The organism is Burkholderia pseudomultivorans (assembly GCF_001718415.1).
In the GTDB taxonomy this organism is placed as follows: Bacteria; Pseudomonadota; Gammaproteobacteria; order Burkholderiales; family Burkholderiaceae; genus Burkholderia; species Burkholderia pseudomultivorans_A.
Map to the genome: position 1 here is coordinate 1199581 of NZ_CP013378.1, position 13078 is coordinate 1212658.

At 69.9% G+C, this 13078-nt stretch carries 11 protein-coding genes; 8 read left to right on the top strand and 3 right to left on the bottom strand.

Annotation, left to right across the window (positions count from 1 at the left end; genetic code table 11):
* Window positions 1–289 precede the first annotated feature (289 nt).
* Entirely contained in the window at window positions 290–1474 is a 1185-nt protein-coding gene (locus tag WS57_RS17970; RefSeq protein ID WP_069244655.1) for a porin, read from the top strand.
* 50 nt (window positions 1475–1524) lie between these two features.
* On the opposite strand, the gene WS57_RS17975 is transcribed toward WS57_RS17970, so the two are convergent.
* The 3 genes from WS57_RS17975 to WS57_RS37650 form a co-directional block, all read right to left on the bottom strand.
* A complete protein-coding gene (locus WS57_RS17975) occupies window positions 1525–2742 on the bottom strand; it encodes an acyl-CoA dehydrogenase family protein (protein ID WP_059513691.1) in 1218 nt (405 codons plus the stop codon).
* A gap of 160 nt (window positions 2743–2902) precedes the next feature.
* The gene (locus tag WS57_RS17980; RefSeq protein WP_059513898.1) at window positions 2903–4210 is read right to left on the bottom strand and encodes an NtaA/DmoA family FMN-dependent monooxygenase; all 1308 of its coding nucleotides are present in this window, start codon (window positions 4208–4210) and stop codon (window positions 2903–2905) included.
* A gap of 133 nt (window positions 4211–4343) precedes the next feature.
* Window positions 4344–4505 carry a hypothetical protein gene (locus WS57_RS37650; RefSeq protein WP_167361735.1) on the bottom strand — a complete coding sequence of 54 codons (162 nt, stop codon included), beginning with the start codon at window positions 4503–4505 and terminating at the stop codon, window positions 4344–4346.
* Here WS57_RS37650 and WS57_RS17985 point away from each other — a divergent pair.
* From WS57_RS17985 to WS57_RS18015, 7 genes are read left to right on the top strand one after another with little or no spacing between them, the layout of a single operon-like run.
* On the top strand, window positions 4492–5652 hold the full coding sequence (locus tag WS57_RS17985; RefSeq protein ID WP_009694320.1) for an MsnO8 family LLM class oxidoreductase: 1161 nt from the start codon (window positions 4492–4494) through the stop codon (window positions 5650–5652). The two genes, WS57_RS37650 and WS57_RS17985, sit on opposite strands and share 14 nt — an antisense overlap.
* Window positions 5649–6272: a GNAT family N-acetyltransferase gene (locus tag WS57_RS17990; RefSeq protein ID WP_155774324.1), complete on the top strand. Its 624-nt coding sequence runs from the start codon at window positions 5649–5651 to the stop codon at window positions 6270–6272. Before WS57_RS17985 ends, WS57_RS17990 begins: the two co-directional genes overlap by 4 nt.
* Window positions 6269–7909 carry an ABC transporter substrate-binding protein gene (locus WS57_RS17995; protein WP_069244656.1) on the top strand — a complete coding sequence of 547 codons (1641 nt, stop codon included), beginning with the start codon at window positions 6269–6271 and terminating at the stop codon, window positions 7907–7909. The genes WS57_RS17990 and WS57_RS17995 overlap by 4 nt, the downstream gene beginning before the upstream one ends.
* Window positions 7910–7965: 56 nt before the next feature.
* Window positions 7966–8964, top strand: a complete 999-nt coding sequence (locus tag WS57_RS18000; RefSeq protein ID WP_059513685.1) for an ABC transporter permease — start codon at window positions 7966–7968, stop codon at window positions 8962–8964.
* Between the two features lie 13 nt (window positions 8965–8977).
* Window positions 8978–9847, top strand: a complete 870-nt coding sequence (locus tag WS57_RS18005) for an ABC transporter permease (protein WP_060253878.1) — start codon at window positions 8978–8980, stop codon at window positions 9845–9847.
* Window positions 9844–11532, top strand: coding sequence for a dipeptide ABC transporter ATP-binding protein (locus tag WS57_RS18010; protein ID WP_069244657.1), 1689 nt, complete (start codon window positions 9844–9846; stop codon window positions 11530–11532). Before WS57_RS18005 ends, WS57_RS18010 begins: the two co-directional genes overlap by 4 nt.
* A 28-nt stretch (window positions 11533–11560) precedes the next feature.
* On the top strand, window positions 11561–12895 hold the full coding sequence (locus tag WS57_RS18015; RefSeq protein ID WP_069244658.1) for an LLM class flavin-dependent oxidoreductase: 1335 nt from the start codon (window positions 11561–11563) through the stop codon (window positions 12893–12895).
* The last annotated feature ends 183 nt before the right edge of the window (window positions 12896–13078 follow it).

Consider the following 13078-nt stretch of genomic DNA (forward strand, 5'->3'; position numbering starts at 1 on the left):
GGTGTTGCAAAAACGCATCGCGGCAGCGCGTGCGCTCGGATCGATTTCATCTATCGATATCTGCGCACGCGGCGATCGGCGCCCGGCGATTTCCGTCGATGACGCGGCGCGTGCGCTCGAACGAACGAGGCCGGCGCGATCGCCTCGGATTCGCTTCGACGCCGGCCGCCGCAAGCGTCGATCGATGAAATACAGATTTGCAAAACGCACATCGCCGATTCGCGATCGCGACCCGAATCAATAGCATCGGGGTCCTCAACGTCGTACCGATAACAACCAGAGGATTTTCATGATCAAGAAAACTGCACTACTGGGTTTGGCTTCCGTCGCATCGTTCGCCGCGCACGCACAGAGTTCCGTCACGCTGTACGGGCTCGTCGACGCGGGGCTCGCGTATACGAACAACCAGGGTGGCGCGCGCAACATCCAGCAGACGAGCGGCAAGCTGAGCGGCAGCCGCTGGGGCCTGAAAGGCGTCGAGGACCTGGGCGACGGCGTGAAGGCCGTGTTCACGCTCGAAAGCGGCTTCCGGCCGAGCGACGGCGGTCTCGGCCAGGGCGGCCGCCTGTTCGGCCGCTCCGCCTACGTCGGCCTCGGCAAGACCGGGATCGGCACGCTGACCTTCGGCCGCCAGTACGAGCCCATCACCGATCTCGTCGCGGCCTATGCGGGGCCCGGCTTCTGGTCGCCGGCGACGCACGTCGGCGACAACGACAACCTGAACCAGAGCTTTCGCATCAACAACGCGGTGAAATTCCGCAGCGACACGATCGCCGGCTTCACGGCCGACGTGCTGTATGCGTTCAGCAACCAGGCGAACGGCGGCGCCGGCACCGGCTTCTCGAACAACAACGCGTGGGGTGTCGCCGCGAACTACGTGAACGGCCCGTTGTCGGCCGGCGCGGGCTACGTGCGCCTCAATCATCCGAACGCGACGTCGAACACGAGCGGCGCGGTGGGCGGCGCGACCAGCACGACCGGCAACGACTACGGCGGTGCATTTTTCTACGGGCTGAACGGCGGCGTGCGCACGCAGCAGATCGCGGTGGTGGGCGGCAACTACGCGCTGGGCGCCGCGACGCTCGGCCTCGCGTGGAGCCATACACAGCTCGACTATGTCGACGGCTCGTCGCGCAAGTTCAACAACTACGACGTGAACGCGCGCTACCAGCTCACGCCGAGCGCGACGCTGATCGGCGTCTACACGTTTACCGACGGCCGCGCGAGCGGCCTGCCCGGCACCGGCGGCCAGACGCTGAAGCCGCGCTGGCATCAGTTCACGCTCGGCTTCGACTACGCGCTGTCGAAGCGCACCGATCTCTACCTGTCCGCGATCTATCAGCTCGCCGCCGGCGATCCGAGCACGGCGACGGCGGGTGGCTACCGCGCGATCGCGTCGATCGCGAACATCGGCAGCGCGTCGTCGACCAACCGTCAGGTGGCGGTCGTCAGCGGCATTCGCGTGAAGTTCTGAGCAGTGCGCCCGGCTCTCGGGCCGGGCAGCCGGCGGCGTGGCGGCGCGCGTCAGAACACGCGCCCCTCGGTCAGGTGCGTGGTGACGCCGTTCAGCGTGTAGTCGCCGATCACGCGCGCCTTGTGCAGCAACGGGTTGTGGCTGAAGATCGTGCGCAGGTTGCGCCAGTGCCGGTCGAAGTTGTGCGCGCGCGACGTCGCCGACGCGCCGCCGACCTCGAACAGCCGCTCGGCCGCATGCAGCGCGAGCCGGCTGACGATCAGCTGCGTGCGCGCGGTCGCGAGCGCGCTGTCGAGCACGCGCGCATCCGCGTCGTCGTCGCCGGCGGCGATCGCGTCGGCCGAGCGGTCGAGCGCACGCGCGTTGTCGCGCACCAGCGCGTCGATCGCATGACTGTGCGCCGACAACTCGCCGACGATCTGCTGCACGAAATGATCGTCGCGCGCGGTCGATGCGGGACTATGCAGCGCCGGGCGGCCATGCGCGAGCACGTAGCGGCGCGCATCGGCGACCACGTTGCGGACGATCCCCGCGCCGGTCGCGACGAGGTGCAGCTGGCGCAGCGCGCCGCAATGCCGGCCGACGAGCGTGCCGCCATCGCGCGCGACGACTTCGTCCGCGAACACGCGCACGTCCTCGAGCAGCAGGCTGCCGCTCGCCGTCATCCGCTGACCCATCCCGTCCCAGTCGTCGAGGATCCGCACGCCGTCGCGCGCGACGGGGATGATTGCCGCGACCGTGCCGCCGTGCTCGTCCTCGACGTTGATGCGCGCGTAATCGGCAAACGCGGTGCCTGTCGAGTAGTACTTGCGGCCCGTGACGCGATAATCGTCGCCGTCGCGACGCAGCACGACGGTGTTCTCGCCGGGCCGCGACGTGCCGCGCTCGGTCGACGCGCCGCCGAAGATCGCGCCCGCAAGCGCACGTTCGAGCTGGATCTCGTTGAACGGCGTGCGCGGCGACAGGCGCAGCGTTTCGATCATGTCGTAGTGGATGCGCAGCGCATGCGCGAGATTCGAATCGGCGGCGGCAAGCGTCGCGATCACGTCGAACAGGTCGACGAGCGAGCCGCCGAGGCCGCCCCATTCGGCGGGCAGCCGCAGCACGCCGAGCGCCGACTGTCGGAACAAGGCGAAGCCGTCGAACGGCAGTTCGCGGCGCGCTTCGCGCTGCGCGGCATCCTCGCCGATCGCGTTCGCAAGAGCGGGCAGCGCGGCAAGCGCGCTGGAAAGACGGTCATGCGTGGCGGAGACATCGCGGGCATTCATTCAGCGTTCCTTTTTCTCGAATGGCTGCGCGCGCGTGGGCAAACCCGGCGCGCGCGATCCGGAAAAGTATAGGGACGCATGCGCCGCGCGAGAAAAGCCGATTTCAGCTTTGGTTATGCGCGCGCAGGGATAGGCCGGTCGTGCTCGATCGTACGCGCCCTCACGCCGGCTCGGTCTCGTAGCGCAACGCCGGCAGTTCGAGATTCGCGCGGAAATCGTCGCCGACATAATCGGTGTCGATCAGCTTGCGCCGACGCAGCTCGGGCAGCAGCCCGTCGAGCAACAGCGCCTCCTGGTCCGGCTGGCCCAGCCCGTGCAGCGACAGCACGTCGACCAGCCCCGCGCGATAGCGCGTCTCGATCGCGTCGGCAAGCTGCTCGGGCGTACCGGCGACGAACCAGTGGCCGGTCTCCTGCGCGCGGATGATCAGCTCGCGCAGCGTCAGCCGCTGCCGCGCATAGCCGACGAAGATCGCGACGCGTCCGCGCCGCCGATGCACGCTGTCGAGCGTCGGCAGCAGCGATTCCGGCAACGGCCGGTCGAGCGGCAGATCGCGCAGATCGACACCGCCGCCGAGCATGTCGGCGAGTTTCAGCCGGCCCTGTTCGTAGTCGATGCGCTCGTGCTTGTCGCGCAGCCGTCGCGCGACGTCGGCGTCGGATTCGCCGATCACCGAATGAAACGAGTTCATCACGAACGGCAGCCGCTCGCCGCGGCCGAACGCAGCCGCCTGACGGTGCAGTTCCGCGACGAACGCGCGCGCATCGTCGAGCGTCGGCTGCGACGTATAGACGACTTCCGCATACCGCGCGCCGAGCGTCACGCCGCTCGCCGACTGCCCGGCCTGGAACAGCACCGGGCGCCGCTGCGGCGACGGCGGCACGTTCAGCGGCCCGCGCACCTGGAAGTGCGCGCCGCGATAGCCGATCGCGCCGAGCTTGCGCGGATCGACCGACACGCCGCCGCTCGCCGCGCGACGCGTGGCGGCCGGATCGTTCGCATCGAACAGCGCGTTGACGACTTCGACGAACTCGGTTGCGCGCGCATAGCGCTGCTCCGGATCGGGCAGCGCGGCGTCGCCGAAATTCTCCTCGCCGACCGACGAGGTGACCGCGTTCCATGCGGCGCGGCCGCCGCTCACATGATCGAGCGTGCCGATCAGCCGCGCGAGGTTGTACGGATGGTGATAGGTCGTCGATACCGTCGCGACGAGCCCGATCGACGACGTCGCCTGGCTCAGCGCGGCCAGCGCGACGATCGGCTCCTGGCTGCCGGTGGTGCCGGCGAGTCCGTCCGGATCGGCCTGCAGCAGATCGGCCGTAAATAGGCCCGTGATCTTCTCGGCCTCCGCCCGGCGTGCGAGCGCGATCGCGCGGCGCATGCCCTGCCCCGCATCGGCGTCGCCGTGCGCGTAAAGAACGCTCGCGGCGCCGACCAGCGTCTTCAACCGCCTGCGTGCACCGCTCATCTCGCGGCTCCGGCGCGCGCCGCGCATCGTTTCATCACGTTTTTCATCAGCTTTCCTCATGATTCCATCCGGCACTGGCATGACGGTGGCGCATCCTGTCGCTTGCCAGCTTCACGGCGTCCAGCCCATGACCTTAACGCAAGCCGCCCGGCCGGCCGGAACCAATATTTTCGGCTTTCGATATTCTTCTTGATTGTTTGACCGCGCGAATCGCGACGAAAAATAATGCCGGATGCCTAACCAGCCGATCGCGCCGCGTCACCCGCGCCGGTCGCTCCATCATGACGTCCGACATCCTTCATTCCGATTCCGCGCCTTCGGCCTTGTCGTCCCTGCCGTTCCGGCTCGGCGTGCTCGACAAGAGCCCCGTCGCACCGGGCGAAACCGCAGCCGACGCACTGGCGCGCAGCGTGTCGCTGGCGCGCTTCGCCGACACCGCCGGCTATCACCGCTACTGGCTCGCCGAGCATCACAACACGGCCGCGCTCGCGTGCCCGTCGCCGGAGATCCTGATCGCCCACGTGCTCGCGCAGACGCGGCGGATCCGGGTCGGCTCCGGCGGCGTGATGCTGCAGCACTACAGTCCGTACAAGATCGCGGAAAACTTCAACCTGCTCGCGTCGCTCGCGCCCGATCGCGTCGATCTCGGCATCGGCAAGGCGCCCGGCGGCCTGCCGCTGTCGACGCGCGCGCTGCAGGCCGGCTACGATCCGGCGCGACGCGCGTCGTTCGCCGAGCTCGCGGCCGAGCTGGGCCGTTATCTCCGACAGAACGATGCGCCGGCAGACGAATCCGCACCCGACGATGCGACGCTGCAGGCCAGCCCGCGACCGCCCGCCTCCGCGCAGCCGTTCCTGCTCGGCGCGAGCGCCGACAGCGCGGCGCTTGCCGCGCGGCTCGACTGGGCGTTCGTCTATGCATCGCATCTGAATGCGTCCACCGAGGATCTCGAACGGACCTTCGATGCGTATCGCGACGCATCCGGCGGCCGCACGCCGCTGCTCGCGCTGTCCGTGATCGTCGCCGACACGCGCGACGTGGCCGCGCGGCTCGCCGACGGGCATCGCGGCTTTCGCGTGCAGGTCGGCGACACGCCGGCGGTCAACGTCGGCAGCATCGAGCAGGCGCACGCGTATATCCGCCAGGCCGGCGGCGGCGCGCACCGGATCGAGCCGCGCGAGACGCGCATCGTGCACGGCACGCGCGACGACGTCCTCGATGAACTCCATGCGCTGCACCGCCGCTACGGCATTGCCGAATTCGTCGTCGACACGCCGCTCGCCGATGCCGCGCCGCGTGTCGCGTCGCTGCGGCTGCTCGCCGGCGCGCCTGCGCATGCCGCGAGCAACGCGACGTCGCAACGCGAGCCGGACGCGCTCGTGCAAACCTCGAGCGTGCCCGTCGCCACGCGCGAGCCCGTCGTTGCAAGCGCCGCACGATGACCGCCGCGATCCGCATCGCCGATGCCGACGACGTGCCGGCGCTCCATGCGCTGCTGCAAGCCGCGTATGCACCGCTCGTGCCGCAGGGCGTGCATTTCACGATCATGCGCGCGCCGATCGGGCGCATCGCGCAGACGGTCGCGCGCGAGACGACGTTCGTGCTCGAACATCTGGACGACGACGGCCGCACGACGCTCGCGGCGACGCTCACCGTGCGCTTTCCGTGGGTCGCGGACGAACGCCATCGCATGCCCTATCCGTTCCTGCACTGGTTCGCGGTCGCACCGGCATTCAAGCGGCAGGGACTCGGCCGCGCGCTGCTCGCGCATGTCGAGTCGCGGTTCCTGACGGCACAGGTCAAGGCGCCTGCGACCTATCTCGCGACGGCGAGCAATCATCCGTGGCTTCAGCCGTACTACGAGCGCGACGGCTATGTCGCGTTCGACCGCTCCACGAATGCGCTCGGCACGCCGCTCGTCTGGCTCAGAAAGATCCTGATCCCGGCGCTCTACCGGGATCCGTCGGAGGTCGGCGCGCCGAGCGCATCCATGCACGCGCGTGACATCGATGCGCGCCGCGTCCCACTCGCCACGTCTCTGCTGAAGGACTCTCCCGCATGACATTCGCTTTTCCGGATTTCGCTTTCCGCGCCTCGCGCCGCACCGTGTCGGCCACGCTGCTGCTCGCGCTCGCGTTGCCGTCGGTGGCGTTCGCGCAGGGCACGCCCGTGTCCGGCGGCACGCTGACCTGGGGCGTCGAAACCGAGCCGCGCACGCTGAATCCGCAATTGAACGGTCAGGACAAGGTCGAGCTGCTGCTGCGCAACGCATACGAAAGCCTGCTCGCGCAGAAGCCGGACGGCAGCTACGTGCCGTGGCTCGCGACCGCCTATCAGGTCTCCGCGGACGGCAAGACCTACACGTTCACGCTGCGCGACGACGTGAAGTTCACCGACGGCGCACCGTTCGACGCGAAGGCCGTCGCGCGCAACTTCCTGAACGCGCGCAATCCGGCGTATTCGGGCGGCAGCCAGCTCGCGGGCCTGATCGCGCACGTCGCGGACGTCCGGACGCCGGACCCGCGCACCGTCGTGATCACGCTCGACGCGCCGTATGCGCCGTTCCTGACGTTCGCTGGCCGGTTTGCGCTGCTGTCGCCGAACGCGTTCGGCCGGCCCGGCCTGAAAGCGGGAGGCCCCGACATCGCCGGCACCGGCCCGTTCATCCTGCGCCGCTACGTGAAGGGGCAGGAAATCGAATTCGCGAAGAATCCCGACTATCGCTGGGCGTCGCCGACCGCCGGCCATCAGGGCCCCGCGTATCTCGACCGCGTCGTCTACCGGTTCCTGCCGGAATCGTCGGTGCGCACCGGCGCGCTGCTGTCGGGCCAGGTCGACGTGATCGAGGGCGTATCGGGCAACGACGCGGCGCGGATCCGCCAGAACCCGGACTTCACGTACCGCCGCGCGCTGAACACCGGCACGCCGTATTCGCTGTTCCTGAACGTCGACTACGGCCCCACGCAGGACGTGAAGGTACGCCGCGCGCTGCTCGAAGGACTCGACACGACCGGCATCGTGCAGTCGATTTATCGCGGCGAACGCACGCGCGCGTGGGGCATCACGTCGCCGATCGATCCGCTCTACGACGCGTCGATCGAAAAGACCTACGGCAACAACCCGACGCTCGCGAACCGGCTGCTCGACGAGGCCGGCTGGAGCGCCCGCGACGGTGGCGGCTACCGCACCAGGAACGGCGAGCGGCTGACGATCGCGGTGATCCAGGCGCAGGCGACCGTGCGGGACCAGCGCGACGTGCTGCTGCAGGCGCTGCAGGCCCAGGCGCGGCAGCGGCTCGGCGTCGACCTGAAGATTCAGTACGTCGACGACGGCACCTATGTCGATGCGCGCCGAAGCGGCAAATTCGGCTCGATCGCGAACTCGAACACGCCGCCGGACGGCATCGACATCGAAGGGCACTACCTGCCCGTCGATCGCGGCGGCGCGCTGAATTACAGCCGCGCGGCGGCGCCGGAACTGACGCGCTGGCTGCAGGCGGCCGCGCGCACGCACAACGTCGCCGAGCGCAGGAAGCTGTACGGCGAGCTGCAGCGCTTCGCGATCAACGAGCAGGCGTATGCAGTTCCGCTGTACGAACCGGAAGACCAGATCGCCGCCGCGAAGGCCGTGCAGGGGCTGCGCTTCCGCTCGTTCGCGCAGATGCCCGAGAACCCGTACGACGTCTGGATCAACAAGTAGACGACGGCGCACCGAGCCGCCCCCGTTTTGCGCCGGGCCGACAGGAGAATCCCCGCATGAATCATCCGACCACCGTTCCGGACGCCGTACCGGCCGCCGCGCCGCGCGCGTCGTTGCGCCGTCGGCTGCGCTCGCCGGTCGCGGCGCGGCTCGCCACCGGCGCGCTGGTGCTGTGGGCCGCGGTCACGCTGTCGTTCGCGGCCGTGCACCTGGCGCCCGGCGACATCGTCGGCATCCTGATCGGCGAGCAGCTGAGCACGCCCGAGATCGAGGCCGCGATCCGCCAGGAATGGGGACTCGACGCGCCGCTTCCGGTCCAGTACCTGCATTACCTCGGGCGCGTGCTGCACGGCGATTTCGGCCGCTCGTACATCCTGAACACCGATGTCGCGCCGCTCGTGATCGGCCAGCTCTGGCCGACGCTGAAGCTGACCGGCGCGGCGCTGGTCGTGACGATCGTGTTTGCGGTCGGCCTCGCGGTGCCGACGGCCGGCCGCCGCTGGGCCGGGCGCGCCGCATCCGGCATCGAGCTGCTGCTCGCCTCGACACCGTCGTTCTGGCTCGGGATCATGCTGCTGTTCGTGTTCAGCTTCACGCTGAAGCTGTTCCCGGTCGCCGGCGATCGCGGCTTCGCGTCGCTGGTGCTGCCGGCGCTGTCGCTCGGCCTCGCGCAGGGCGCGGTGATCGGCCGCGTGCTGCGGCAAGGCATCGAGCGCGCGCTCGACGAGCCGTACGCGCTGACGGTCCGCTCGTGGGGCATCGGCAGCCTCGCGCTGCGCGTGCGCCATGCGCTGCGTCATGCGGCGCTGCCGGCCGTCACGCTGGCCGGCTGGCTCGTCGGCGGGCTGCTGAGCGGCGCGGTGATCACCGAGCAGGTGTTCGGCCGGCCCGGTCTCGGCAAGATCACCGTCGACGCGGTGCTGTCCAGGGACATGCCGGTGATCCTCGCGATCGCGATCCTGTCCGCGTCGATCTACGTCGCGCTCAGCACCGCGGTCGACCTGCTCTACCTGCTGATCGATCCTCGCCTGCGCGACCGGCGCGCGCGGCGTTGAACCAGGAGCGACCATGTCCACGACTTACGATCTCCCGCTGCGCCCGCGCACGGCAACCGGCGCGATCGGCTGGCTGCGCCGCCATCCGGGGCTCGCGCTCGCGGCCGTCTATCTGCTGCTGAACGCGATCGCGGTCGTCGCGCCCGGCTGGCTCGCGCGCCACGATCCGCTCGCGGCCGACCCGCTGGCCGCGCAACTCGGCAGCAGCGTCGAGCACTGGCTCGGCACCGACCAGCTCGGCCGAGACATCTACTCGCGCGTCGTCTATGGCGCGCGCTACTCGCTGTCGATCAGCGCGGCCGCGATCGCGGTCGCGACGCTGTTCGGCACCGCGCTCGGGCTCCTCGCGGGCCTCGCGCGCGGCTGGCTCGACGAGCTGATCACGCGTTTTCTCGATGTCGTGTCGGCATTTCCCGACCTGCTGCTCGCGCTGATGCTGATCTCGTTTACCGGCCCTGGCGCGGCGAACCTCGTGTTCGCGCTCGGCGTCGCGTCGGTGCCACGTTTCGCGCGCGTGGTGCGCGCGCAGACCTTCGTCGTCGCGACCTCCGGCTACGTCGAGCAGGCGCGCACGCTCGGCCTCGCGCCCGCGCTGCTGGTGTGGCGCCACGTACTGCCGCACGCGATCGCGCAAGTGCCGGTGCTCGCGACGATCGGGCTCGGCACCGCGATCATCGGTACGTCCGGGCTGAGCTTCCTCGGCATGGGGCCGCAGCCGCCCGCCGCCGAATGGGGGCTGATGCTCGCCGAAGGCCGGAACTACCTGTACGACGCATGGTGGATCGCGGTCTGGCCGGGCCTCGCGATCACCGCGACGGTGGTCGCGGTCAATGCGCTCGGCGGCTACTGGCAGGCGCGCTTCGAGCGCCGGGAGGCCGCATGACGCCCCTCGCTTCCGCGCCGCTCGTCCAGCTCGAAGGCCTGACGATCGGGTTTCGCGGGCCGCGCGGCACGAAGCCCGTCGTCGGGCCGCTCGACCTGCGCGTGCATGCCGGCGAATGCGTCGCGCTCGTCGGCGAATCCGGCTCCGGCAAATCCGTCACCGCGCGCAGCCTCGTCGGGCTCAACGGCCCGCACGCCGTGATCGACGCCGCGCGCTTCGAGATCGCCGGCGTCGATGCGCGCCGCCATCGCGAACGCGACTGGCGCGCGATCCGCGGCCGCCGGATCGGCTACGTGCTGCAGGACGCGCTCGTGTCGCTCGATCCGTTGTGGCGCGTGCGCGACCTCGTCGCCGAAGCGCTGCACGACACGCGGCGACGCGACGTCCGCGCGCGCAGCGCCGAACTGCTGCGCACGGTCGGCATCGACGATCCCGAACGGCGGCTGCCGCAGTATCCGCATCAGTTGTCGGGCGGCCTGCGCCAGCGCGTGCTGATCGGCACCGCGATCGCCGGCGGCGCGTCGCTGCTGATCGCCGACGAACCGACCACCGCGCTCGACATGACCGTGCAGCGGCAAATCCTGTCGCTGCTACGCGCGCGCCGCGACGCCGGCGACGCGGTGCTGCTGATCAGCCACGACCTCGCGGTCGTCGCCGAGCTGGCGGACCGCGTGCTCGTGATGCAGGCCGGCCAGGTCGTCGAACAGGGGCTCGCGCGCGACGTGCTCGCCGCGCCCGCGCATCCGTACACGCGCCAGCTGCTCGCGGCGATTCCGACGCCCGCGTCGCGCGGCTTCCGGCTCGCAACCGCCGAACGGGCGGCCGCGACGAGCACTGCGCCCGCGCGCATCCCGCTGCCGCCCAAGCGGATCGACGCGGGCGCGCCGGTGCTCGCCGTCGATACGGTGACGAAGCACTACGGCGATCCCGACGCGCCCGCCGCGGTCGATCGCGTATCGTTCGCGCTCGCGCGTGGCGAAACGCTCGGCATCGTCGGCGAGTCGGGCTCCGGCAAATCGACGGTCGCACGAATCGTGCTCGGCCTCGTCGAACCGGACAGCGGCACCGTCACGCTCGACGGCGAACCGTGGAGCGGCGTGCCGGAGGCCGCGCGACGCGCGCGGCGCGCACGGCTGCGGCTGATCGCGCAGGACCCGTACAGCTCGTTCGACCCGCGCTATCCGGTCGGCCGGATCATCGGCGAAAGCCTCGACGCGATCGGCATCCGCGGCGACGCGCAGCGCCGGCGCGTGCTGCAACTGCTCGACGAGGTACGGCTCGGCGCCGCGTGCATCGACCGCTATCCGCGCGAATTGTCGGGCGGCCAGCGGCAGCGCGTCGCGATCGCGCGCGCGTTTGCATCGAATCCGGCGCTGCTGGTCGCGGACGAACCGGTCAGCGCGCTCGACGTGTCGATCCAGGCGCAGGTGCTCGACCTGCTCGCCGACCTGCAGGCCGAGCATCGCACCGCGATGCTGTTCATCTCGCACGACCTCGGCGTCGTCCACCACGTCGCCGACCGGATTCTCGTGATGCGGCGCGGCCGCGTCGTCGAAGGCGGCCCGGTCGAGCAAGTGTTCGACGCGCCGTCGCATCCGTACACCGCATCGCTGCTCGACGCGCTGCCCAGGCTGCCGATGCGGCCCGATGCGCATCCGGTTCCCGCGCGCGCCGCGTTCGCTTGACCTCCATCCGCCTTCACCTCACCCCGCCATGAGCTCATCGACCTCCACTGCTTCCCGCCCGATTCATCTCGGCGCCATCATCCAGGGCGCGTCCGGCAACATGTCCGCGTGGCGACACCCGGACGCCGTCGCCGATGCCAGCATCAACGTGAACTTCGTGCGCGAACTCGCGCAGCAGGCCGAGGCCGCGAAGTTCGACCTGCTGTTCGTCGCCGACGGCCTGCACATCAACGCGAAATCGATCCCGCACTTCCTGAACCGCTTCGAACCGCTGACGCTGCTGTCGGCGCTCGCGCTCGTGACCAAGCGCATCGGGCTGGTCGGCACGCTGTCGACGTCGTACAGCGATCCCTTCACCGTGGCGCGGCAGTTCTCGAGCCTCGATCACCTGAGCGACGGCCGTGCGGGCTGGAACGTCGTCACGTCGCCGCTCGAAGGATCCGCGAAGAATTTCTCGCGCGCCGCGCATCCGGAGCACGCGCTGCGCTATCGGATCGCATCGGAATTCCTGACTGTGACGAAGGGGCTGTGGGACTCATGGGAAGACGACGCGTTCGTGCGCGACAAGGCCAGCGGCGTGTTCTTCGATCCCGACAAGCTGCACACGCTGAACCACGTCGGCGAATTCTTCTCGGTCGCCGGGCCGCTGAACATCGGCCGCTCGCGGCAAGGCCGGCCGGTCCTGTTCCAGGCCGGCGCATCGGACGACGGCAAGGGTGTCGCCGCCGAGTATGCCGATGCGATCTATACGCGCCAGGAGACGATCCCGCTCGCGCAGGCGTTCTACGCGGACGTGCAGCAGCGGCTCGCCGCGCACGGCCGCGCGCCCGACAGCCTGAAGGTGTTCCAGGGCGTCAGCGTGATCGTCGCGGCGTCGGCGGCCGATGCGGAAGCGCAGTACCAGGACACCGCGCGGCTCGTGACGATCGACCATGCGCTCGACTATCTCGGCCGCTACTTCGATCACCACGACTTCTCGCAATACGCGCTCGACGCGCCGTTCCCGGATCTCGGTGAGCTCGGCAGCAACCAGTTCCGCAGCACCACCGACACGATCAAGCGCAACGCCGCGCAACGCGGCCTCACGCTCCGCCAGGTCGCACTCGAGGCGGCCACGCCGCGGCCGAGTTTCGCCGGTACGCCCGAGCAGGTCGCCGACGGGCTGCAGGCATGGGTCGACGCGCGCGCGACCGACGGCTTCATCGTGCGCGGCGGCACGCCGACCGCGTTCGCCGAGTTCGCGGCACGCGTCGTGCCGATCCTGCAGGAACGCGGCGTATACCGGCGCGATTACGACGGCGCGACGCTGCGCGAGCATCTCGGGTTGCCGTACCCGCGCAACCGGTACGCGCGGGCCGCGTAACGCGCGGCCCGCCCCTGCGCGATGAGCGGCGACGCGCGCCGTGTAGACGTTCGTCGGGAAAGTCGATCTCCTTGCAGAACGCGCGTTCGTTCGCCGTGCCGTCGAGCGATTCGTGCTGTTCGTGCTGTTCGTGCTGTTCGTGCTGTTCGTGCTGTTCGTGCTGTTCGGCGACGGTGACGCCGC